Below are 22,797 nucleotides of genomic sequence, written 5' to 3'. Positions count from 1 at the left end.
CCCCCCTGTCGGCCGCGGCGGCCTTGCTCGATCCTGGCGGATGCCGGCCGGAGCGGACTCCGGCCGGCATCGCGCGAGGCCTCAGTGCTCCAGGACGCTGATGCTGGTGCGGTAGACCGAATCGCTGGTCCACGGCGAGGCGTTGCCGACGCCCAGGGCGAACTGCAGGGTCTTGCCGGTGATGTTGCCCAGGTCGAAATAGCGCATCGGCACCAGCGCGCCCGGGCACCAGCTGCGCGGGTTGGTGGTGTTGTTGTTGCGGAAGATGCCCGGGTTGCCGCGCGGACTGTACTGCTCGTAGCTGGCGCAGTCGATCTTGGTGCTGAAGGTGGCGATCTGCGCGCCGTTGAACTTCACGCTGATGCTGGTGTTGGTGTACTCCTGTCCGCCGGAGGACGCGCCGTAGCCGGCGATGCTCACCGCCAGCGTGGCGATGCCGAGGTTCGCGCTGTGCGAGGCGGTGCCGGTGGTGATGTTGTCGTCCTTCTCGTCGGAGCGGGACAGGAAGCTGATCACGTCGGGATCGCCGCCGGCGGTGAAGGGCTTGGTCGACACCAGCGCCAGCGAGTACTTGAAGCCCACCTCGGCGATCGCCGGATCGGTCACCTTGGGAACGTGCGTCTCGCAGGCGTCCCCGCCGTACTGCGGGTTGGAACCGCCGCTGATGCCGACCCAGATGTCGCGGTCGGGGTTGGCCAGCGCGGCCGCATACGGATCCATCGGCGCATCGGGATAGACGCGGGTGGCCTTGGCGCCCTGGTACATGTCGCTGAAGGGCGAGATGAAATCGGTGAAGGTCACGCGCGGCGTGTCGACGGTCGGCGCGACGCCCTTGGGCATGCTGATGAAGAAGGCCGAAGCGAAGCGGTCGTAGGGATCGCACTGGGCATGGTAGGTGATGCGCAGCGCGACGTCGTCGCCGATCTTGGCCTTCTCCGCGTCGCTGAGCTTGCGCGCGTACTCGGTGCCGCGCTTCCACATCAGCACGCCGGCCGGCGGCGTATAGGTGGTCGGCTCGGTGCTGCGGTAGATGCCGAACTGCGGCACCTGGTCGAGCACCTGCACCACCTGCTCGCCGGCCGCCGCGGTGTCGTTCACCTCGAACTCGTAGATGCGCGCCGCGGCGTCGCTGGTCTGCGTCGGCGTGGTGATGTTGAGCCGGGCGTAGCGCGCGCTGGTGGCGGCGATGTTGTGCGTGGTGACGCTGGCGGTGTTGTTGCTGACCGTGGCCGCCGTGCTCCAGCTGCTGCCGTTGGCCGAGGTCTGGATGTTGAAGTTCTTGGTGTTGTACGCGGCGGCCTCTCCGCCGGCGCCGGCGTGCTTGACCACGAAGCTGGCGATGGTCTGGGCGCTGCCCAGGTCCACCTGCAGCCACTTGCTGGAGGCGCTGGAACAGAACTTGTCGCTGTTGCCGCCGCCGACGCTGCCGTTGACCGCCTTGGCGGGGCCTTCGTTGCTGTTGCAGGCGGTCGAGCCGGTGGCGGTCTTGTTCAAGGCCAGGTTGGTCGCGGACGCGGTGCCGGCCAAGCCGGTGCAGAGCAGGAGGCCGACGGCTGCGGCCGTGCGGCATGCCTGCGATGGGCGAGGTTGGGAATGCATGGTGATGGTCCTTGGAGGTCAGTGAGCGGTTTCGGTCATGGAGCGCCCCGTCGGGTGCCGGCCCTGGAGCCCGGACCCGTTGCGCGCCTGTCTATCCGACGAAAGAACAGCCAATGGTTTAATGGTCCAGCCACTCCGGGCATGCCACGCCCCGCTTTCCCATGCCTATGCCCCGGCGAGGTCGCGCGGCGGTGCGCCCGGATTTAGAACGATCCAACTTCCCGGCCCACGCCGCGCTCCTGCGAGGCGACATTCGGCCCTGTTGCGGTCTATCCGGTCCTGCAAGTTGCGGACGTTGAATACCACAGCCGTCCGCCCCCCGCATTCCGCACTAGCACATTCCCTGTCCTGTTCCTCCAAGTCCTTGTCTGGAAAGAGATTCCTGATGGGCGGCGACGCCTGGCCGGGCCCGGCGGCCCCGTCAGAAATCGTCAGCCCGCCGGTAGGCCTCGATCACCCGCCGCTCCCCGTCCGCGCCGGGCATCGCGTTGCCGTGCTCCATGCCGAAGACGAAATCGCGTCCTTCCTTTGCCATGCGCTCGTGGATGTGGGCGAAGACGTTGCGGTAGTTGATCTCGCCCGTGCCCGGCTCCTTGCGCCCGGGCACGTCGCCGATCTGGAAATAGGCGATCTCGTCCCAGGCCAGGTCGATGTGGCGGATCAGGTTTCCCTCGTTGCGCTGCAGGTGATAGATGTCGTAGAGGATCTTGCAGGCGGGGCTGTCGACCGCGCGCGCGATCGCGTAGGCCTGGGCCGAGGTGCGCAGGAAGAGTTCGGGCCGGTCGCTGAGCGGTTCCATCACCATGGTCAGGCCATGCGGTTCGAGCACTTTCGCGCCGGCGCGGATCGCATCGATCACGTGGGCGGTCTGGATGTCCGGCGGCAGGCTGGCGTCGAAGAAGCCCGGCACGACGGTCATCCATTTCGCGTTCACGCGCTTGGCCACCGCCACCGCCTCGCCGCAGGTCCTGACGAAGGCCTCGCGGAACTCCGGCTTGCCGGTGGCATAGGACACCTTCCAGTTGTCGCCGGCATCGATCACGAACACGCCCATGGTCATGCCCGCGCGCGCCAGCGCCTGGCCGATGCGTTCCTGCTCGGCGACCGGGCGCTCCATCAGCTCGTTGTCCTCGAACGCGCGGAAGCCGGCCTTGGCCATGAACTCGATCTGCGCGACCGGATCCTTGCCCGCCGAGGCTTCGAACATGCCCAGGTGCGGCGCGTACTTGAGCTTGAACGGCGCGCCGGCGGAGACGGCCGGCCCGGCGGCCTCGGCCCTGGCGACGGCCGGGGACACGGCCGCGGCGGCGGCGAGCGATGCGGTGGAGCGGAGGAAGGCGCGTCGGTGCATGGGCGGATCCTGTCGGGAGGGAGGCGGTGCGGACCGGGCGGCGGCGCCGCTCAGGTCCACCACGGTTCGTCGGGCGGCTCGCGCAGTAGCGCGCGCTTCAAGGTGTGGATGGCGGTCTGGAAGCCCTGGTCGGAGGACATCAGCGCATCCTCGTGCTCCAGGCTCACCACGTAGTCGTAGCCGGCCACGCGCAGCGCCTGCATGATCTGCTTCCAGGCCAGCAGGTCGTGGCCGTGCCCGACCGAACGGAAGTTCCAGGCGCGCTGCGCGATCTCGCGATAGGACTTGGCGTCGATCACGCCGTTGATGGCGACGTTGCCGCGGTCCAGCGCCACGTCCTTGGCGTGGAAATGGAAGATCGCCGGACCGAGCGCGCGGATCGCCTGCGGGATGTCGACGCCGCGCCACAGCAGGTGGCTCGGATCGAGATTGACGCCCAGGTGGTCGCCGGCCTCGGCGCGCAGGCGCAGCGCGGTCTCGGGGTTGTGCACCAGGAAGTTCGGATGCGGCTCCAGCGCCACGCGCACGCCGTGCTCGCGCGCGAACGCGGTCGCCTCGCGCCAGTACGGGATCGCCTTCTCGTTCCACTGCCACTCCAGCGTGCGCAGCATTTCCGGCGGCCAGGGCGAGGTGATCCAGTTGGGCACGCGCGCCTGGTCGCTGTCGCCCGGGCAGCCGGAGAAGGTGACCACCACCGGCACCTGCAGCCGCTCGGCCAGGCGCACGGCGCGGCGGAACGCGGCATCGTCGCGTCCCGCCGCCTCGCGGTCGGGATGCAGCGGATTGCCGTGGCAGGACAGCGCGCTGACGATCAGGCCGTGGCCGTGGACGCGGGCGAGGAAGTCGCGGGCGCGGTCGGTGGAGGCCAGCAGGCCGTCGACGTCGACGTGGTCGGCGCCGGGAAAGCCGCCGACGCCGAACTCGATTGCGTCCAGGCCGGCCGCCTGCGCGCGCGCGAGCACGTCCTCCAGGCTCAGCCTGGCGAACAGGGGAGTGAAGACACCGAGTTTCATGCCGTGTTCCTTTCCGGTTGCGCCGCGACATCGACCCGCGTCCACGCGCCACCGCCGGCCGCGCTGGCCAGCATGGCCTCGACCACGCACTGCACGCGCAGCGCATCCTCGAAGGTGGCCACCGTCGGCGGCAGGCCGCCGCGGTCCTCGTCCCAGCGCGCGATCGCGGCGTACAGGTCGCGCATCAGGTTGCAGAAGGCATCGCTCCAGGCTTCCTGGTGGCCGCCGGGCAGACGCGCGTAGGGCCGCGCCTCGGGCGAGAGCAGCGCGGGGTCCTTCTGCAGCACTTCGTTGGCGCGGTCGCGGTGGCCGATCCACAGCTCGTTCTGCGCTTCCTGGCGCCATTTCATCGAACCGGCGGCCGCGCACACCTCCAGCGCGAGGTCGTTCTTGTGGCCGGCGCAGACCTGGCCGACCGTCAGCGCGCCGCGCGCGCCGTTGTCGAAGCGCAGCAGCACCGTCGCCAGGTCCTCGCGCGCCATCTCGACCCACTGCGCGTCTTCTTCGTTGCCGGCGGCGGCGAACGTGCCCGCCGCGCGCGCCGGCTTGCGCCGCCGCGGCACCACGGTGGCCGGATCGGCCAGCACCTGGACGATGCGCAGGCCGCTCACGTGCTCGGCCAGGTCGCACCAGTGCGAGCCGATGTCGGCCAGCGCCAGCGCGGCGCCGCCCTGCCCGGGCTCCAGGCGCCAGGACCAGTCGTCCTCGCGCAGCAGCCAGTCCTGCAGGTAGTGGCCGTGCACCAGGTGCGGCGCGCCGATCCGGCCGGCGGCGATGGCCACGCGCGCCTGCTGCACCAGCGGATTGCCGCGGTAGTTGAAGGTGACGGCGTGGAAGACGCCGGCCGCGCGCGCCGCGGCGAGCAGTTCGCGGGCCTGTTCGACCGTGTCGGCCAACGGCTTGTCGCAGATCACGTGCTTGCCGTGGGCGATCGCGCCCAGGGCCACGGCATGGTGCAGGTGGTTCGGCGCGGCGATGTGCACCACGTCGACGCCGGGGTCGGCGACCAGCGCGCGCCAGTCGCCGTAGGCGCGCGGAATGGCCAGCTCGCGGGCGCGTTCGCGCGCGCGCGCATCGTCGCTGCCGGCCAGCGCCACCACCTCGACCGTGCCCAGGCGGCGCAGCGCATCCACGTGCCACGGGCCGATGAAGCCCGCGCCCACCAGGCCGGCGCGCAATGGCCTCATGCGCGCGGCGCCCCGCCGCCCGTCGCCGGCTTCGGCGCGCGATCGCGGAAGCACAGCGCGAACAGCAGCAGCACCGCCGCCGCGCCCAGCGCCGGCACCAGCCAGATGCGCGACCAGTCGTGCAGCACGGGATCGGCGGCAGTGCGGTAGGCGTCGACCACCTTGCCCGAGATCCACGAGCCGATCAGCATGCCCACGCCCCAGGTGACCAGGGTCAGGAAGCCCTGCGCCGAGGCGCGCAGGTGCGCCGGCGCCTCGCGGTCGACGTAGATCTGCCCGCTGACGAAGAAGAAGTCGTAGCACACGCCGTGCAGCAGGATGCCCAGGTACAGCATCCACAGGTGCGCGCTGGCGTCGCCGCCGGCGAACAGCAGGTAGCGCGCCGCCCAGGCCGCCATGCCGATCAGCAGCATCGCCTTGATGCCCAGGCGACGGAAGAACAGCGGCATCGCCAGCATGAAGGCGATCTCGGACATCTGCCCGAAGGTCATCTTGCCGGCGGCGTTGGGCACGCGAATCTCGTTGAGGAAGCCGTTGGTGAAGGCGTAGTAGAACTGCAGGGGAATGCAGATCAGCATCGAGCCGAGCATGAACACCGCGAAGGAGCGGTCGCGCATCAGCTGCAGCGCGTCCAGGCCGAGGAACTCGCGCAGGCCCGGGCGCGCCGCGCCGGCCGCGCGCGGCAGCGGCGGGGTGTGCGGCAGCAGCAGCGAGAACAGCCCGAGCGCCACCAGCGCGATCGCCGCGACGTGGAACTGGGTGGCCTTGTCCTCGGCGTGCAGCAGGTAGCCGACCACCCAGCCGGCGGCGATCCAGCCGATGGTGCCGAGCACGCGCACGCCCGGGAACTGCTGCTGCGGCCTGTCCATGTGCCGGAACGCCACCGCGTTGCTCAGGGCGATGGTGGGCATGAAGCACAGCATGTGCAGCAGCAATGCCGCGTAGAACGGCACGAAGGCGGTCTGCAGCGAGGCGTAGTAGAGGGTGGCGGCGCTGAGCAGGAACAGCACCGCCAGCGCGCGCTCGCTGGCGAACCAGCGATCCACCACCAGGCCGACGAACAGCGGCGAGACGATCGCGGCGATCGAGGCGGTGCCGTAGGCCAGGCCGGTCTGCTCGCCGGAGAAGCGCAGCGCCTGCAGCAGGTAGGTGCCCATCGTCACCGTCCAGGCGCCCCAGGCGAAGTACTGCAGGAACATCATGGTCGACAGGCGCAAGCGGATCGACGGGTGCATGGACGGCTCCGGGATGAGGACGGGCGATCGAATCCCTGTTCGCTGGCCGCGCCGGCTACAGCGCGCGCAGGCGGATGTTGCGGTAGCGTACCCGGTCGCCATGGTCCTGCAGGCCGATCACGCCGCTGCGCAGGACGCCGAAGCCCGGCCAGTCCTTGAACTTGCTGGCCGCCACGCGCGCCTTCCAGTCGGCAGAGCCGAGCGTGTAGGCGACCACCTTCTCGCCGTTGAGCCAGTGCTCGACGTGGTCGCCGCGCGCGACGATGCGGGTCCGGTTCCATTGGCCGGCCGGACGCACGGTGATCTTCTCCGGCGCGTACAGGCTATAGGCGGCCGAAGCCCAGCGGTCGCGTCCGTTCCTGCCGTCGGGATGGCGCTCGTTGTCGAGCACCTGGTACTCGACGGCGGTGCGGTAGATCTCCGGCTCGGATTCGTCGCCGCGATAGAAGATGCCGCTGTTGCCGCCAGGCGCCACCTGCCAGTCGATGCGCAGCTCGAAGTCGCCGTAGCGGCCGTCGCTGACCAGGTCGCCGCCGGCGCCGGTGCGCACGATCGCGCCGTCCTCGACCGCCCATCCCGCGACGGGTTCGCCCGGCTTGCGATAGCCGTGCCAGCCGCGCAGCGAGTGGCCGTCGAACAGCGATACGAAGCCCTGCTTGCGTTCGGCCGCGCTCAACGCCGCGCCCGGCGCGGGCGGCGCCGCGCCGGAGGAGGCCGCCAGGCAGGCAAGCAGGAGACCGAGGCCGATACGGAACGGGAAGGCGGATCGAGGCAGGCGGATCATGGCGTCACCGAGGATGGCATGCGGGTGGATGCGAGGCGCGTGATGGCGGTTGCATGCGAATGCGCGACGCGCTCGCCATCGTAAAGCCGCCGCGCGCCGCGTGGCCAGGCAGCGGAAAGATGGACTTGCGCGCCGGCGGCGTCCGGCGCCAGCCGCTCCATGCGCATGGCCGCGCCGGGCACCGACGCGACCAGGCGCGCGCCGGCCTCCGGGCCGAGCAGCGCGGCGGCGGTGTCCAGGCCGTCGGCATCGATGCCGCGGCGCGCGATCACGGTGGTGGCGCTGCGGCCCTGCATCGGCCAGCCGCTGCGCGGATCGATCAGGTGCGAATAGCGATGCCCGTCGGCTTCGAACCACTGCTCGGCATCGCCGGCGGTGGAGACGGCGGCGTGGCGCAGCAAGAGTACCGGCGCAGCGTGCGCCGGCAGCAGCGGCGCGATCGTCACGCGCCAGCCCGCCTCGCCCGGCGGCGCGTCGGAGACGGCGATGTCGCCGCCGAGCGCGACCAGCGCGCGCGACGCGCCTTGCGCGGCCACCGCCGACAGCGCCTCGTCGACGGCGTAGCCCTTGGCGATGCCGCCCACGTCCAGCCCCATGCCGGGACAATCGATGCGGGCGGTGCGCGTGCGCGCGTCCAGATGCAGGCAGCGATGGCCGCCGAGCGCGCGCGCCTGCGCCACGCGCTCGGGGCGCGGCAGTTCGCTGAGCCGGCGCGCGCCGCGCCACAGCCGGGTCAGCGCGCCCTGGGTGACGTCGAAGGCGCCGTTCGAGCGTTCGGCCACGGCCTGCGCGGCCTGCAGCACGCGGAACAGGTCCTCGCCGATCGCCGCCTCGCCGCCGCCCGCCTGCGCGGCCAGCCGCATCAGCTCGCTGTCCTCGCGGTAGTCGCTCAGGCTGCGGTCGAGCGCGGCGATGCGCGCGAAGCCGGCGCGCGCCGCGCGCGCGGCGGTGCCGGCATCGTCGGCATACAGCACGATCCGCGCCTGCGTGCCCATGTGCGCTTCGCGGTACTCGTAGCGCACCGGGGACGCGCCCGCCGGCGACGGCGCCGATGCCAGCAGCAGGCAGGCCGCCAGCGCGCGCCTCACTCGCCCGCCGCCCATTGCACGGCGCCCAGCAGCAGGTGCTGGAAGCGCGGGTCGCGCCAGACCTCGGGCCGGTGCCCGAGCGCGGTGTAGAACACGCGGCCCCGGCCCTGCGCGCGCGTCCAGGCCAGGGCGAAATCGCCGTCCTTGCGGTGCACCTTGGGATGGGCCAGATCGACCGAGGCCGTGTCCAGGCGCAGCAGCACGTGCACGTCGGCGCGCGACCAGTCCTTGAACTGGTAGATCTCGTCGGCGATGTCCAGGCGCCTGCTCAGGTGCCGCGTGGCCGGATGCCGGCGGTCTTCGACCCTCACCGTGACCTGCTGATTCCACGGATGCTCGTCGAAGTATCCGCCCAGCATCCGCCCGTATTCCGGCCATTGGTAGAAGGTGTCGCTGGCGCTGTGAATGCCGACGAAGCCCTTGCCGTCCTCGACGAAGGCGAGCAGGTCGCGCTTCTGGCGCGCATCGATCGGCAGCTCGCCGGTGGTGTAGAACACGACCACGTCGAAGCGCGCCAGGCGCGCGGCGTCGAGGATCGCCGGATCGTGGCTGACGGTGACGCGCATCCGCCCGGACTCCTCGCCCAGCTTGGACAGGATGCGCTCGGACTCGGGCACGACCTTGTGCCGGTAGCCGGCCGAATAGGTGAAGTAGAGCACTTCCGCCGCGGCCGGACGCGTACGCGGCGCCGCGCCGGACGGCAAGGCGAGGCAGGCCAGCAGCCACAGAACGCACACTGCCGCGCGCGCCGCGCCGCCGGCCACGCGCGCGCTCACGCCGCCTTCGCCCCGGGCTTGCCGGGCATGGCCACGGCCGGCACCGCGATCGCGCCGCTCAGCGCGAACGGCCCCGGCGCCAGCGTCTCCTCGGCGTTGAGCGCCTCCTCCCAGGTGACGCGGCCGCCGCTGTAGCCGGCCATGCGCCCCATGATCGCGCTGAGCGTCGCCTCGGACACCTGCTTGAGCGCGTTGAGCGGCTTGCCGCCGCGGATCGCCGCGATCAGGTCGGCATGCTCCTGCACGTAGGCATCGGTGTCGTTCTCGGTCACGCGCGGGTCGCGTTTCCAGGCGTTGGCGCCGGTGATCGCATGCTGGTCCACGCGCGCGTTGCCGCGCGTGCCCACCAGCGCCTCGGAGATGTTGTTGGCGCAGCCGTCGATCTGCCGGCACATGCTGATCAGGTGCGCGCCGCTCTCGTACTCGAAGTCGGTGGCGAAATGGTCGTAGACGTTGCCGTACACCGACTCGGTGCGCACCTGGCGTCCGGCCAGGCTCACCGCCGCGGCAGGGTGCGCGTTCATCGCCCAGTTGACCACGTCGATGTTGTGGATGTGCTGCTCGACGATGATGTCGCCGGCCAGCCAGTTGAAGTACAGCCAGTTGCGCAGCATCCACTCGCCGTCGCTCCAGCCCGGCTCGCGGTCGATGCGCCACAGTCCGCCCTGGTTCCAGTAGGCGCGCGCGGCCACGATCTCGCCGATGGCGCCGTCGTGGATGCGCTGGATCGTGTCGAGATAGCCGGCCTGGTGGCGGCGCTGGGTGCCGGCGGCGATCTTCAGGCCCTTGCCGTCGGCGATGTCCGACAGCGCCAGCACCTGGCGCACGCCGGGCGAATCGACCGCGATGGGCTTCTCGGTGAAGACGTGCTTGCCGGCCTCGATCGCCGCGCGCAGATGCTCGGGACGGAACGCCGGCGGGCTGGCGAGGATGACGTAGTTGATGTCCTGGGCCAGCACCTGCTGGTAGGCGTCCAGGCCGGCGAAGCGGCGCTCGGGCGGCACGTCGAGCGGCTTGCCGAGCTTGGCCTCGATCGCCGCGATGCTCTTGTCCAGGCGATCGGGGAACGCGTCGCCGATGGCGACCACGCGCACGCCCGGCGCGGCTTCCAGCACGTTGCGCAGCGCGCCGGTGCCGCGGCCGCCGGCGCCGACCAGGCCGACGCGGATTTCGTCGCTGCCGCCGGCATAGGCGGCGCCGAAGGCCGAGGCGAGGCCGATCGCCGCCGCCGTGCCCGCGCCGCGCTTGAGGAACTCGCGGCGCAGCGGATCGAAGGAATGCGCGGACGCGCGGCGGTCTTGTTCGGTCATGTCTGCCCCCCTCGGGATGGTCGGAATCGATTGGCGGATTGCCGGATGGCGCGGCTGGATGGAACCGTTCGACGGCGCATGCGTCTCCCGATGCTTCTATTCGTTCGGGCTGGCGCGGGTGATCTTCGATTTGAACGACTTCAATGCCGGCGCCTCGTCCACGGCGCGCACCACGCGGAAGCCGACGAAGCTGGCGTCGGTGTGCCACCAGATGCTTTGCGGCTCCTGCGGGTCGCGGCGGCTCCAGGCCGGCTTCGACGCGCGACGGGCGGCGCTGCGCAGGTGCTCGGCGTCGTCCTCGAACGAACCGCCGCGCACCACGTGCGGATAGCGCGCCGCGCCCGGCATCGCCAGCGGGTCGGTGGTCGCCTTGCCCTCGAGCGCGGCGTAGCGCCCGGCCTCGTAGCGGTCCAGCGTCCATTCGGCGACGTTGCCGTGCATGTCGTACAGGCCGAAGGCGTTGGGCTGCTTGCCGCCGACGCGGTGCGGCACGCTGTTGGCGTTGCCGGCGTACCAGGCGCTGGCCTCCAGCGAGGCGGCCTGCGCGCCGGAGGACCAGGGCGTGTCGGTGCCGGCGCGCGCGGCGTATTCCCATTCGGCCTCGGTGGGCAGCCGGTAGTGGTGGCCGGTCTTGGCCGACAGCCAGCGGCAGTATTCGGTCGCCGCGTGCCAGGTCATGCCGATCGCCGGCTGCCTGCCCTTGCCGAAGCCCCAGGACTCGTCGGCATAGGGCGGGGTCGGGCCGGTGACCGCGTCGCCGGGCGCGTCGGCGCCCTTGCTGAGCGCGGGCGCCTGCTTGCGGAACTGGTCGTATTCGTCCCAGGTGACCTCGTGCTTGCCGATCCAGAAGGCGCCCACGCGCACCTCGGCCTGCGGCCCCTCGTCCTGGCCGCGCCCGGCTTCCGAGGCCGGGCTGCCCATCCGGAAGCGCCCGGCCGGGACCGGCACCATGTCGAAGGCGACCTGCGAGCCGGGGATCGTTTCGGTATAGGGCTTGGCAGCCGCCGCGGGCGGCTTGGCGCCGGCGAAGGCGCCGGACAGGCAGAGCGCCAACGCCAGCGCGACGCGCGAGCCGGTCTGCGGAAAGCACGAAGCGGCGGATCCGGGCAAGTGGCGGGACGCGATCCCGGGATGGATGGCGCACGATGGCGTCTGGCGGCTTGCGATCACGGAACTCCCTTGACGAGCGACCGGCCCAATGGTCCAACCTGTAAGTCCCCAAAGGCCGCTGCTTTCGTTTGCGCCCGGAGCCCACAAGGCCGCCCTCCGGCCTTGAACGTCCCCGACCTTAGCGGCAATACAGGCGCATAAATGTGAATATGATCACAATTTATAACGATCTAATGGCCGAGACTCGCGATTCGGGGCGAGACCACCAGGGCCGGGGCCAGTCCGGCATGCCCCCAATTCCGGGGGAGGGAAGCGACACGGAGTACTTCTGGTCGCCGCGAATTCCCGGATATAAATGGTCCAACCAATAGGCCAATGAGGGGCATGATGAAGGTTTGTCTATCCGCCGCGCTATGCGGGCTGTCGCTGCTGCTGTCCACCGCTCCCGCCCCCGCCGCGGCGCCGCCCCCGGCCGCCGCCGCGCCCGGCCACGCCGCCGAAAGCGCCGAGGCCAAGGCGCGGCGGATGCAGTGGTTCGCCGACGCCAAGCTCGGCATCTTCATCCACTGGGGCATCTACGCCGTGGACGGCGTCGACGAGTCCTGGGCCTTCTTCAACGGCAAGATGTCGCACGCCGACTACATGAAGCAGCTGCGCGGCTTCACCGCCAGCCGCTACGACCCGGCCGCCTGGGCGGACGCGGTCCGGCGCAGCGGCGCGCGCTACGCGGTGCTCACCGCGCGCCACCACGACGGCGTCGCGCTCTGGGACAGCCGCCAGGGCCTGAACGTGGTCAAGGACACGCCGGCCGGACGCGACCTGGTCGGACCGTTCGTCGAGGCACTGCGCCAGCGCGACCTGAAGGTCGGCCTGTACTACTCGCTGCCCGACTGGTCCTACGACGACTACGACGTGTTCACGCGCAAGAGCAAGCGCTACGACTTCGCCCGGGAGCCGCAGCGCTGGCAGCGCTTCCTGGACTACTACCAGGGGCAGATCGAGGACCTGGGCGAGCGCTATCGCCCCGACCTGTACTGGTTCGACGGCGACTGGGAACACGATGCCGCCGGCTGGCAGTCGGCCAAGGTGCGCAGCGCGATCCTGGCGCGCAATCCCGGCGCGATCATCAATTCGCGCCTGAACGAATACGGCGACTACGCCACGCCCGAGCAGGGCGTGCCGGTGCTGCGGCCCGAGCCGCGCTACTGGGAGCTGTGCCTGACCATGAACCAGTCTTGGGGCTACCAGCCGCGCGACACCGAATACAAGAACGCCAACCAGATCATCCACCTGTTCGCCGGCGTGATCGGCATGGGCGGCAACCTGCTGCTGGACATCGGCCCGCGCGAGGACGGCACGCTCGATCCGCGCCAGGCGCAGATCCTGGAAGGCCTCGGCCGCTGGACCGGCAAGCACGCGCAGGCGATCTACGGCACGGTCGCCGGCCCGTCGCTGGACCACTACGCCGGACCGAGCACGCTGTCCAAGGACGGCAGGACGCTCTACCTGTTCGTCGACGGCAAGCCCAGCGGCGAGGTGCTGGTGAAGGGACTGGATGCCGCGGTCGCCAAGGCCTACGTGGTCGGCGGCAAGCAGCCGGTGGGCACGCGCGTGCTCGGCAAGTACGACTGGAGCAAGGTGCCGGGCCTGCTGTACCTGTCGATCCCGTCCGAGGCCTACGACGCGGACATGACCGTGATCGCGCTGGAACTCGACCGCCCGCTGGCGCTGTACCGCGAGGCCTCCAAGCCGATCGAGAGCAACGAATGACGGCGCTGCGCATGCTCGCCTTCGCGCTGCTGGCCGCCTGCGCCGGCGCGGCCTGCCTCCCCGAAGCCCGCGCCGACAGTCCCGGCGACTACGTGCCCGAGACCGATCCGCTGGTGCTGCGCAAGCTCGACCGGTGGCAGGACTGGAAGTTCGGCTTCATGGCCCACTGGGGGCCGTACAGCCAGTGGGGCGTGGTCGAGTCGTGGTCGATCTGCTCGGAGGACGTGGACTGGTGCGGGCCCTCGAAGAACAACCCGCATACGGCGCGATACGCCGACGACTACGTCGGCTACGTGAAGGCCTACGAGCAGTTGCCCGCCACCTTCGATCCGGTGAAGTTCGATGCCGGCGCCTGGGCCGACGCGGCCAAGGACGCCGGCATGCAGTACGTGGTGTTCACCACCAAGCACCATGACGGCTTCGCGATGTTCGACACCCGGCAGAGCGACTACCGCATCACCGCGCCCAACGTGCCCTTCCACGACGATCCGCGCGCCGACGTCACCAAGCAGGTGTTCGAGGCGTTCCGCGCGCGCGGCTTCGGCATCGGCGCCTACTTCTCCAAGCCGGACTGGCACAGCGACGACTACTGGTGGCCGCGCTTCGCCACGCCCAGCCGCCACGTCAACTACGACCCCCGCAAGCATCCGCAGCGCTGGCGGCGCTTCGTCGACTTCACCCACGCGCAGATCGGCGAGCTGACCTCGCGATACGGGCCGCTGGACATTCTGTGGCTGGACGGCGGCTGGGTGCGGCCGGACGCCGCCGGCGAGGACGCGCATTCGACCAACCCGGCGCCCGGGCCGCAGGACATCGACATGCCGGGCCTGGCGAAGCTGGCGCGCGCCAACCAGCCCGGCCTGATCGTGGTCGACCGCGCGGTCGGCGGCCGCTACGAGAACTACCGCACGCCCGAGCAGAAGATCCCGGACCAGCCGCTGCCCTATCCGTGGGAAACCTGCATGACCCTGGGCGATTCCTGGTCCTACGTGCCCAACGACCGCTACAAGCCGGCGCGCGAGGTGGTGCAGATGCTGGTCGACGTGGTCGCCAAGGGCGGCAACTACCTGCTCAACGTCGGGCCGGACGCCAACGGCGAACTGCCGCCGGTGGCGGTGCAGCGGCTGCGCGAGATCGGCGGCTGGATGCGCGTGAACGGCGAGGCGATCTATGCCAGCCGCGCGGTGCCGCCCTACCGCGCCGGCAAGTTCCGCTATACGCGGATGCGCAACGGCGACGTGTTCGCGATCTACCTGCCCGAGGCAGGCGAGGAGCGTCTGCCGGCCACGCTGCGCATCCCGGGCCCGGCGCCGCGCGCCGGCGCGCGCCTGACGCTGCTGGGCAGCGACGCGGCGCTGGCCTGGACGCGCCAGGGCGAGGCCACCGTGGTGGACGTGCCCGCCGCCGCGCGCGCGGCCACCGCCCAGGCCTATGCCTGGGCGATCCGCCTGCCGGGCGCGGCCGGAGCGGCGCGATGAAGGCGGCCTGCGCGCTGCTGGCGGCGCTGCTGTGCGCGCCGGCGTCCGCGGCCGGTCCCGGCGCGCCGCCGCCGGCCGCCTTCGGCAACGACCACGACGACCCGCGCACCGCCTATCCCTCGCCCGCGCCCGCCGACGTGCCGGCGTGCACGGTGGAGGTGCTGCACCATGCCTTCGACAGCTTCGAACCGGCGCGCGCCGGCATCGACGCCGCGCGCCGGTGTCCCGGGCCCTGGCACCGGATCGTGCTGCGCATCGACGGCAGCGTGAAGGGCCGGCAGTACGATCGCATCGGCCACGTCAGCGTCGGCGGCGTGACGGTCTTCCGCACCAGCTCCCCCGAGCCTTCGCGCGAGGGCATTGCCTGGCAGGTCGAGAAGGACGTGAGCGCCTATGCATCGCTGTTCACCGCGCCCCAGCCGGTGGAGATGCACCTGGGCAACGTGGTCAACGACACGCACACCGGCGTGTTCGACGTGCGCCTGCGCCTGCAGTTCTATCCCGCCGACGCCGCGCATCCGCCGGCGCCCAGCGCCGACCTGGTGCTGCCGCTGCAGGACCTGCGCCAGGACGGCCCCGACACCGTCGGCGCGGCCTCGCTGCCGGCCAATGCCGAACGCGTGGTCGCCGAGGTCTACGCCACCGGCTCGGGCGGCGGCTGCGAGGAGTTCTGGTACTTCGCCGTCGACGCCGAACAGGTCTGGTGCCGTGCCCCGCAAGGGCCCTACCGCGAGGTGCAGGTGCTGATCGACGGCCGCGTGGCCGGCGTGGCGGCGCCGTATCCGCACATCTATACCGGCGGCTGGTCCAACCCCTTCCTCTGGTATGCGATCCCGGCGCCGCGCGCGTTCGACATCGCGCCGATCCGCTACGAACTCACGCCCTTCCTCGCCCTGTTCGGCGACGGCAAGCCGCACGAGGTGCGCCTGCGCGTGGCCGGCCTGGCCGCCGACGCCAAGGGCTGGACGCTGATGCCGAACCTGCAGGTCTGGCGCGATGCCGGCAGCCGGCGCGTGGTCGCGCGTCTGCTGGAAACCGATCCCGGGACCACGACCGTGGACGGCGAGCTGGAAACGCTGGACCGCCGGCAGCCGCGCCTGCGGCAACGCTGGCAGCGCCGCTTCCTCGCGCGCGGCGAGGCGCGCACCTCGCACGGCGTGGTGCAGACCACGGTCGAGCGCGCGATCGAAGGCGACGTGCACCACCGCTGGACCGCGCAGGAGCATGAGGACGACGAAGGCGACCATGCCCTGCTGGGCGAGTGGCGCGACAGCGAAACCGTCGTCCGCCGTCCGTCGCGCGGCGCGGCCTCCACCGAGCGCAACGATCATCGCTTCGGGCTCGACGGCACGCTGCAGACCCGTCCGGTCGACGGCAAGCCGCGCCTGACCACCGCGCTCGATCTCCACGACCAGGCCACGCAGGTTCGCGACGGCGCCTGGACCCGCACCCGCGACCGCTTCGTCGGCACCGCGTCCTACACCGGGCAGGTACCGCGCGAGCAGCGCAACGCCACCGCCGACACGCGCCAGAGCTGGCGGCGCGAGGACAGCGCCGGCGGCTGCGCCGAACGCAGGATCGAGAACCGCAACGGCCGCTTCGTCGTGGACGAACGCGGCTGCCTCCCCGCCTCCCTGCCCCGGGACATGCAATCGCCATGAGCGCCTCGCACCGCAATGCGCCTCCCGCGCCGCAGCGCCGCCGTTTCCTCGCCGCGCTCGGCGCCGGCATCGCGCTGCCCGCCTGCGCCGTGAGCGCCGCGGCCGCGCCCAAACGCGCGGCCGCCGCCGTCGACACCGCGGCGCGCCCCGTGCCCACGCCCGCACAGCTGGCCTGGCAGCGCGAGGAGCTGTCGATGTTCGTGCATTTCACCGTCAACACCTTCACCGACCGCGAATGGGGCGACGGCACGGAATCGCCGCAGGTGTTCGCGCCGACGCGGCTGGACGCGCGGCAATGGGCGCGCGCGGCCAGCCAGGCCGGCTTCGCCAGCATGGTCCTCACCGCCAAGCACCACGACGGCTTCTGCCTGTGGCCGACGGCCACCACCGCGCATTCGGTGGCCGCCAGCCCCTGGCGCGAGGGCCGCGGCGACCTGGTGCGCGAATTCGTCGAGGCCTGCCGCGCCGAAGGCCTGCGCACCGGCGTCTATCTCTCGCCCTGGGACCGCAACCATCCGCGCTACGGTTCCGGCCAGGAGTACAACGACGTCTACATCGCGCAGCTGACCGAACTGCTCACGCGCTACGGCCCGATGACCGAGGTCTGGTTCGACGGCGCCAACGGCGAAGGCCCGGGCGGCCGTCGCCAAACCTACGACTGGCCGCGCATCCACGCCACGGTGCGCCGCCTGCAGCCGAACGCGGTGATGTTTTCCGACGCCGGCCCGGACGTGCGCTGGGTCGGCAACGAAAGCGGCAGCGCCGGCGCCGTCAACTGGAGCACGGTGGATCCGGCGCGCGTGCCCGCGCCCGGCGTCAACGATCCCTGGACCACCGAGGCGCTGCAGCAGGGCGATCCCGACGGCGCAGTGTGGCGGCCGGCGGAAACCGACGTGTCGATCCGTCCCGGCTGGTTCTGGCACGCCCGCGAATCGGATCGGGTGCGCTCGGCCGACAATCTGCTCGAGCTGTACTTCAACTCGGTGGGCCGCAACAGCAAGCTGCTGCTCAACGTGCCGCCCAACCGCGAGGGCCTGTTCGACGCGCCGGACCTGGCCGCGCTGGCCGGCTTCCATGCGCGGCGCACGGCGCTGTTCGCCGACGACCTGCTGCGCCGCGCGCGCGTGCGCGCCAGCGGCGGCCGCGACGCCGCGGCCGTGCTCGATCCCGATCCCGATCGCCACTGGCAGGCCGATGCGCGCAGCGGATGGCTGGAGTTCGCCCTGCCCGAACCCGTGCAGTTCGACGTGGTGCGCCTGGGCGAGGCGATCGCCCACGGCCAGCACGTCGGCGCCTGGCGCCTGCAGGCGCACGCGGGCGAGGATTGGCGCACGGTCGCCTGGGGCAGCACCCTCGGCCACTGCCGCCTGGCGCGGATGGCGCCGGTACGCGCGCAGCGGCTGCGGCTGATGATCGACTTCGCCTACGACACGCCGCGCATCGCCCAGGTGTCCCTGTTCCGCGGTGCGGCAGCCTTCGCGCCTGGCAAGCGCGCGGACGATCACGGCGACGCCTGAGGGCGCCGTCGCCGTCTCGGCGAAGAACGGGATCGGAAGACCGCAGATCGATGGCCGCGGTCAGTCGGCGAGGATCTCGAACTCGCCCTGCTGGCGGATGTCCTCGGAACCGGATCCCACCATCACGCGGAAGCGGCCGGGTTCCACCACGCGTTGCATCTGCCGGTTCCACAGCGCCAGGTCCTCGGGCTTGAGCGCGAAGCGCACGGTGCGGCGCTCGCCGGCCTTCAGATGGATGCGCTCGAAGCCGCGCAGATTCTTCTCGTAGGTGGTGACCGAGCTGACCAGGTCGCGCGTGTACAGCTGCACCACCTCGTCGCCGTCGCGGTCGCCGGCGTTGCGCACGTCCACGCTGACCGCGACCTCGCCGCCCGCGCGCTGCCGCGCCGGCGTCACGCGCAGATTGTCGTAGTCGAAGCGCGTATAGCTCAGGCCGTGGCCGAAGGCGTACAGCGCGCCGTTGACCCGCGATTTCTCGCCCTCCCACTGCGCGTTGGGCTTGCTGGGGAAGTTGAAGGGAATCTGTCCGGCCGTCCTGGGAAACGTCACCGTCAGCTTGCCGCCCGGATTGTAGTCGCCGAACAGCGCGTCGGCGATCGCGGTGCCGCCCTGGTCGCCGGGAAACCAGGCCTCCAGGATTGCCGGCACGTGCGCGTCGGCCCAGTTCACCGACATCGGACGGCCATTGATCAGCACCAGCACCACCGGCGTGCCGGTGGCGTGCACGGCCTGCAGCAGCGCCTCCTGCCGGCCGGGCAGGTCGAGGCTGGTGCGGCTCAGGCTCTCGCCCACCGTGCGGTCGCCATCGCCCAGCACCACCACCGCGACGTCGGCGCCGCTGGCCGCCCGGACGGCTTCGTCGATGCCCGCGCGCTCGGCCGCGCTCAGCGGCTCGGGCAGGATCTCGATGCGCGGCCAGTTCTCGCCGGCGATCTCGGTGCCCTTGGCGTAGCGCACGTCCACGCCGGCGCCGAGCTTGGCGCGGATGCCCTCCAGCACCGTGACCGGATCACCGCCGCCCGGCCCGTAGTGGCGGTGCGCATAGCGACCGTCGTCGGCGTTGGGCCCGATCACCGCCACGCGGCGCAGCGTCTTGCGCAGCGGCAGCGCGGCGCCGGCGTTCTTCAGCAGCACCAGGCTCTCGCGCGCGGCCTGCAGCGCCGCCGCGCGGTGCTCGGGGGCGTTCACCAGCCGCGCGCTGGCCTCGGCGTCCTCGACGTAGGGACGGTCGAACAGGCCGAGGGTGAACTTGACGCGCAGGATGTCGCGCACGCGCGCATCGACCGTGGCCATCGGCAGCGACCCGTCGCGCACCGCCGCGCGCAGCGGCAGCACGAACTGCTCCGGCGGCGTGAAGTTGGTGCGCACGTTCAGCCCGGCGGCCACCGCCTGCCGCGCCGCGTCCTCGGCGTCGGCGGCGACCGCGTGCTTGCTGTACAGGTATTCGACCGCCTCGCTGTCGGAGACGACATAGCCGCGGAAACCGAAATCCCCGCGCAGCCGTTCGGTCAGCCAGTAGGCGCTGCCGGTGACGGGCACGCCGTCGTAGTCGTTGTACGAGCTCATCACCCCGAGCAGGCCGGCCTCGCGGATCGCCGCGGCGAACGGCGGCAGGAAGATGTCCTCGACCTCGCGCGGAGTGGCCTGCGGATCGGTGCGCGCCTCGCCCTCGCGCGCGCCCTTGTTGTTGCTGTACACGGCGAAGTGCTTGGCGGTGGCGGCGGCGGTGAAGTCCTGCTGCAGGCCCTGGACCATCTCCACGCCCAGCCGCGCCACCAGGTAAGGATCCTCGCCGTAGACCTCCTCCATGCGCCCCCAGCGCTGATCGCGCGCCACGTCCAGGATCGGCGCGTAGACGTTGCTGTAGCCCAGCGCGCGCGCCTCCAGGCCGGTGATGCGCCCGATGCGGCGCACCAGCGCCTTGTTCCAGGTGTGGCCGATGCCGAGCTGGCTGGGAAAGTTGGTCGCGCCCCAGGCCTCGACGCCGCGGATGCCCTCGTTGCTGAAGTCGGCGGGAATGCCGAGCCGGGTCTGCTCGATGAAGAAGCGCTGCACGGTGTTCATCGCCCAAACGTGCCGGCGCAGGTCGGTCGCGTAGGGACTGGCCTTGCCGTCGCCGAAGCCGTTGTGCATCTCGTCGATGTTGCCGATGCCGTCCTTCCACAGCGCGCGCTTCCAGGCCGGCGTCGGCAGCGGATCGCGCAGCACGCGGCCGTAGCCGTACAGCGTGGCCATCTGCGCGGTCTTCTCCTCCATCGTCATCCGCGCCAGCAGGTCGTCCACGCGCGCGGCGATGGGTGCGCGCGGGTTCTCGTAGACGTCCTGACGCCCGTTCTTATTCAGGTCGAGCCAGCCCTCGCGCTGCACGCCCGGCACGGGCGCGAATGCGGCGCGGTCGGCCGGGGGCGCGCCCGCGCCCTGCGCGCCGGTGCAGGCGGCGAACGCGCACGCCGCCGCGAGCAGGCGGCGCCGCGCGCGGATCAATGCCGCCACCAGCTCTCGGGCACCGGCTCGGCGGCGGCGCCGTCGCGCTCCACCAGCAGCTGCAGCTGCTTGTCGCCGCCGCCCTGGAAGTAGCGCAGCTCGAAGGCGTGCAGGCCCGCGGCCAGCCCCGCGCTGCCGTAGGAATCGCCCGGCGACTGCAGTCCGTCGCGCTCGACCACGGTCTTGTCGTCGATCAGCACGCGCGCGCCGTCGTCGGAGCCGAGCACGAAGCGATAGACCCCGTCGGCCGGAATGTCGATGTAGCCGCGGTAGCGCAGGCCGAAGGTCTCCGCGCGCGCCTGCTCGGGCAAGCCGATGCCGCGCGCCGTCTCGGTGCGCAGCGGCGTCTGCGCCAGCAGCTGCTCGGTACGCGTGATCGCCGCCTCGTAGTACGCCCGTTCGAGTCCGGCCTTCAAGCCCTTGCGCTCGGCGCGCGTGGCCGGCTGCAGCTGCGCCAGCGCGTAGCGCGCGCGACTCACTGGCCCCAGGCGTCCGCCGGGCTGCTCCAGCCGCGCCGAAACCACGGTGCCGGCCGTGGCGAGCTCGAGATCGAGGGGGCGCTCGTAGACGGGCGATGCCGCGGTCGGATCGCTGCCGTCCAGGCTGTAGCGCACGCGTGCGCCGGGCAGCGGCGAGGCCAGGCGCACCTGCGCGCGCGGCTGCAGCGAGATCGCGTCGCCCTCGAGCCCGATCACGTCGGGCACGCGGTAGTTGACCCGCAGCTGGTCGAGCGTGCGCAGCTGCGGCTCCAGGCGGCGCTTGAAGTCGTCCCAGCCCGGGCGCGCGCGCGGCGACCACAGCACCTCGCTCAGCGCCAGCGCGCGCGGCCACAGCATGTACTCCGCCGCCTGGCTGGTGCGCACGCGCTCGGTCCAGAGATTGCCCTGGCCGCCGATCACGTGCTTGGCCTGCGCGGCGGTGAGCGAGTCGGGCACCGGCTCGAAGGCGTAGACCTGCCGCAGCGGCAGGTTGCCCGAGCAGACCGGCTCGCTCGGCGCCAGCGACTGGCAGTAGTCGAGATAGACGTGCGAGGTCGGCGCCATGATCACGTCGTGGCCGAGCTTGGCCGCGCGCACGCCGCCGTCCATGCCGCGCCAGGACATCACCGTGGCGCTGGGCAGCGGATCGCCGTCGAGGATCTCGTCCCAGCCGATCATCCTGCGCCCGTGCGCCTGCAGGTACTTCTCCACCCGGCGCATGAACCAGCCCTGCAGCGCGTGCTCGTCCTTCAGGCCCTCGCGGCGGATGATCTCCTGGGCCAGCGGACTCTGCTGCCAACGCACGATCGGCGCCTCGTCGCCGCCCAGGTGGATGTAGGGCGAGGGGAAGATGTCCATCACCTCGGCCAGCACGTTCTCGATGAAGGCGAAGGTCTGCTCGCTCGGGCACAGCACGTTGTCGTCCACGCCCCAGGTGGTGCGCACCTCGAACGGGCCCGGCGTGCAGCCCAGTTCCGGATAGGCCGCCTGCGCGGCGACGGTGTGTCCGGGCATCTCGATCTCGGGGATCACCTGGATGTGCAGCGTCTTCGCGTAGGCCACCAGCTCGCGCGCCTCGGCCTGGGTGTAGAAGCCGCCGTAGCGCTTCTCCTCGAATGTGTCGGGACCGCCGCGCTGCTGCAGCGAGGTGCGCGCGCGCCAGGCGCCGATCTCGGTCAGGCGCGGATAGCGCTTGATCTCCAGCCGCCAGCCCTGGTCCTCGGTCAGGTGCCAGTGGAAGGTGTTGAACTTGTAGCGCGCCATCAGATCGAGGGTGCGCTTGAGGAATTCCAGCGGGTAGAGATGACGGCCGACGTCGAGCATCAGCCCGCGATAGCCGAAGCGCGGCGCGTCCTCGATCAGCACCGCCGGCACGCCCGCCTTGGCGCTGCCCGGCGGCGCCAGCTGGCGCAGGGTCTGCAGGCCGTAGAACAGGCCGGCGGGCGTGGCCGCGCTCAGGCGGATGCCGTCGGCGTCGGCGCGCAGCGCGTAGCCCTCCGGATGGGCGCCGGGTGCCGGCTGCAGCGATAGCGTCAGGTCCGCGCCCGCCTCGCCCTTGGACTCCAGGCGCACCGGCACCGCCCAGGCCTCGCGCAGGATGGTGGCGGCCAGTTCGCCCAGGGCGCGGCCCTCCTCGTCCCCGGCGGGGAGTTCCACCCGCGCCGAGGCCCCGGACAGGTAGCGACCGGGCAGTGCCTGGATCCGCGCCGGCTGCGGCATCAGCGCGGGCAGGGGCGCCTCGGGCGCCTGCGCCAGCGCCGGCAAGGGAGCGCACAGGACGACCAGGCAGAGGGCGAACAATCGAGGGAGAAAACTCACGAGGCGCTCCGTGTTCGGGAATGGATGTCGGAGAAGGGGGATGATCGGGAGCGGGGGTGGACGCTTCCGGCCCGCCGGCGTCTAATCGCGGCGTGCCGGCTGGGGTTCCAGGCGACGCCTCGATGGACTGGAGCGAC

Annotated in this window: 16 protein-coding genes; 4 read left to right on the top strand and 12 right to left on the bottom strand. The window is 71.6% G+C overall.

The features are described from left to right. Positions 1-81 precede the first annotated feature (81 nt). The 10 genes from MD221_RS11340 to MD221_RS11295 form a co-directional block, all read right to left on the bottom strand. The gene (locus tag MD221_RS11340) at positions 82-1,599 is read right to left on the bottom strand and encodes a galactose-binding domain-containing protein (protein ID WP_242111847.1); all 1,518 of its coding nucleotides are present in this window, start codon (positions 1,597-1,599) and stop codon (positions 82-84) included. 421 nt (positions 1,600-2,020) lie between these two features. After that, positions 2,021-2,950 carry a hydroxypyruvate isomerase family protein gene (locus tag MD221_RS11335; protein ID WP_242111845.1) on the bottom strand — a complete coding sequence of 310 codons (930 nt, stop codon included), beginning with the start codon at positions 2,948-2,950 and terminating at the stop codon, positions 2,021-2,023. 50 nt (positions 2,951-3,000) lie between these two features. Continuing rightward, positions 3,001-3,963, bottom strand: coding sequence for a sugar phosphate isomerase/epimerase family protein (locus MD221_RS11330; protein WP_242111844.1), 963 nt, complete (start codon positions 3,961-3,963; stop codon positions 3,001-3,003). Continuing rightward, positions 3,960-5,150: a Gfo/Idh/MocA family protein gene (locus tag MD221_RS11325; protein WP_242111842.1), complete on the bottom strand. Its 1,191-nt coding sequence runs from the start codon at positions 5,148-5,150 to the stop codon at positions 3,960-3,962. The genes MD221_RS11330 and MD221_RS11325 overlap by 4 nt, the downstream gene beginning before the upstream one ends. Further along, on the bottom strand, positions 5,147-6,385 hold the full coding sequence (locus tag MD221_RS11320; protein ID WP_242111841.1) for a nucleoside permease: 1,239 nt from the start codon (positions 6,383-6,385) through the stop codon (positions 5,147-5,149). The genes MD221_RS11325 and MD221_RS11320 overlap by 4 nt, the downstream gene beginning before the upstream one ends. A gap of 55 nt (positions 6,386-6,440) precedes the next feature. Then, the gene (locus MD221_RS11315) at positions 6,441-7,169 is read right to left on the bottom strand and encodes a 3-keto-disaccharide hydrolase (protein WP_242111840.1); all 729 of its coding nucleotides are present in this window, start codon (positions 7,167-7,169) and stop codon (positions 6,441-6,443) included. Further along, on the bottom strand, positions 7,166-8,257 hold the full coding sequence (locus MD221_RS11310) for an FAD:protein FMN transferase (protein ID WP_242111838.1): 1,092 nt from the start codon (positions 8,255-8,257) through the stop codon (positions 7,166-7,168). Before MD221_RS11310 ends, MD221_RS11315 begins: the two co-directional genes overlap by 4 nt. Next, positions 8,254-9,033, bottom strand: coding sequence for a ThuA domain-containing protein (locus MD221_RS11305; RefSeq protein WP_242111837.1), 780 nt, complete (start codon positions 9,031-9,033; stop codon positions 8,254-8,256). Before MD221_RS11305 ends, MD221_RS11310 begins: the two co-directional genes overlap by 4 nt. Then, positions 9,030-10,343: a Gfo/Idh/MocA family protein gene (locus MD221_RS11300; protein ID WP_242111836.1), complete on the bottom strand. Its 1,314-nt coding sequence runs from the start codon at positions 10,341-10,343 to the stop codon at positions 9,030-9,032. Before MD221_RS11300 ends, MD221_RS11305 begins: the two co-directional genes overlap by 4 nt. A 96-nt stretch (positions 10,344-10,439) precedes the next feature. Then, the gene (locus MD221_RS11295) at positions 10,440-11,453 is read right to left on the bottom strand and encodes a formylglycine-generating enzyme family protein (RefSeq protein WP_242111834.1); all 1,014 of its coding nucleotides are present in this window, start codon (positions 11,451-11,453) and stop codon (positions 10,440-10,442) included. A gap of 384 nt (positions 11,454-11,837) precedes the next feature. Here MD221_RS11295 and MD221_RS11290 point away from each other — a divergent pair, with 384 nt between their 5' ends. Genes MD221_RS11290 through MD221_RS11275 form a run of 4 tightly spaced genes read left to right on the top strand, consistent with a single transcriptional unit; the run spans position 11,838 to position 17,879 of the window. Next, the gene (locus tag MD221_RS11290; protein ID WP_242111833.1) at positions 11,838-13,223 is read left to right on the top strand and encodes an alpha-L-fucosidase; all 1,386 of its coding nucleotides are present in this window, start codon (positions 11,838-11,840) and stop codon (positions 13,221-13,223) included. After that, positions 13,220-14,701, top strand: a complete 1,482-nt coding sequence (locus MD221_RS11285) for an alpha-L-fucosidase (protein ID WP_242111832.1) — start codon at positions 13,220-13,222, stop codon at positions 14,699-14,701. Before MD221_RS11290 ends, MD221_RS11285 begins: the two co-directional genes overlap by 4 nt. Beyond that, positions 14,698-16,362 carry a peptide-N4-asparagine amidase gene (locus MD221_RS11280; protein WP_242111831.1) on the top strand — a complete coding sequence of 555 codons (1,665 nt, stop codon included), beginning with the start codon at positions 14,698-14,700 and terminating at the stop codon, positions 16,360-16,362. The genes MD221_RS11285 and MD221_RS11280 overlap by 4 nt, the downstream gene beginning before the upstream one ends. Continuing rightward, positions 16,359-17,879, top strand: a complete 1,521-nt coding sequence (locus MD221_RS11275) for an alpha-L-fucosidase (protein ID WP_242111830.1) — start codon at positions 16,359-16,361, stop codon at positions 17,877-17,879. The genes MD221_RS11280 and MD221_RS11275 overlap by 4 nt, the downstream gene beginning before the upstream one ends. Before the next feature lie 60 nt (positions 17,880-17,939). Here MD221_RS11275 and MD221_RS11270 read toward each other — a convergent pair whose 3' ends face one another. After that, entirely contained in the window at positions 17,940-20,372 is a 2,433-nt protein-coding gene (locus tag MD221_RS11270; RefSeq protein WP_242111829.1) for a glycoside hydrolase family 3 C-terminal domain-containing protein, read from the bottom strand. Further along, positions 20,360-22,660: a family 20 glycosylhydrolase gene (locus MD221_RS11265; protein WP_242111828.1), complete on the bottom strand. Its 2,301-nt coding sequence runs from the start codon at positions 22,658-22,660 to the stop codon at positions 20,360-20,362. The genes MD221_RS11270 and MD221_RS11265 overlap by 13 nt, the downstream gene beginning before the upstream one ends. Positions 22,661-22,797 lie beyond the last annotated feature (137 nt).

It is taken from the genome of Luteimonas aquatica (genome assembly GCF_022662575.1).
Lineage (GTDB): Bacteria > Pseudomonadota > Gammaproteobacteria > Xanthomonadales > Xanthomonadaceae > Luteimonas > Luteimonas aquatica.
This window is presented reverse-complemented; position numbering and strand designations above follow the sequence as displayed.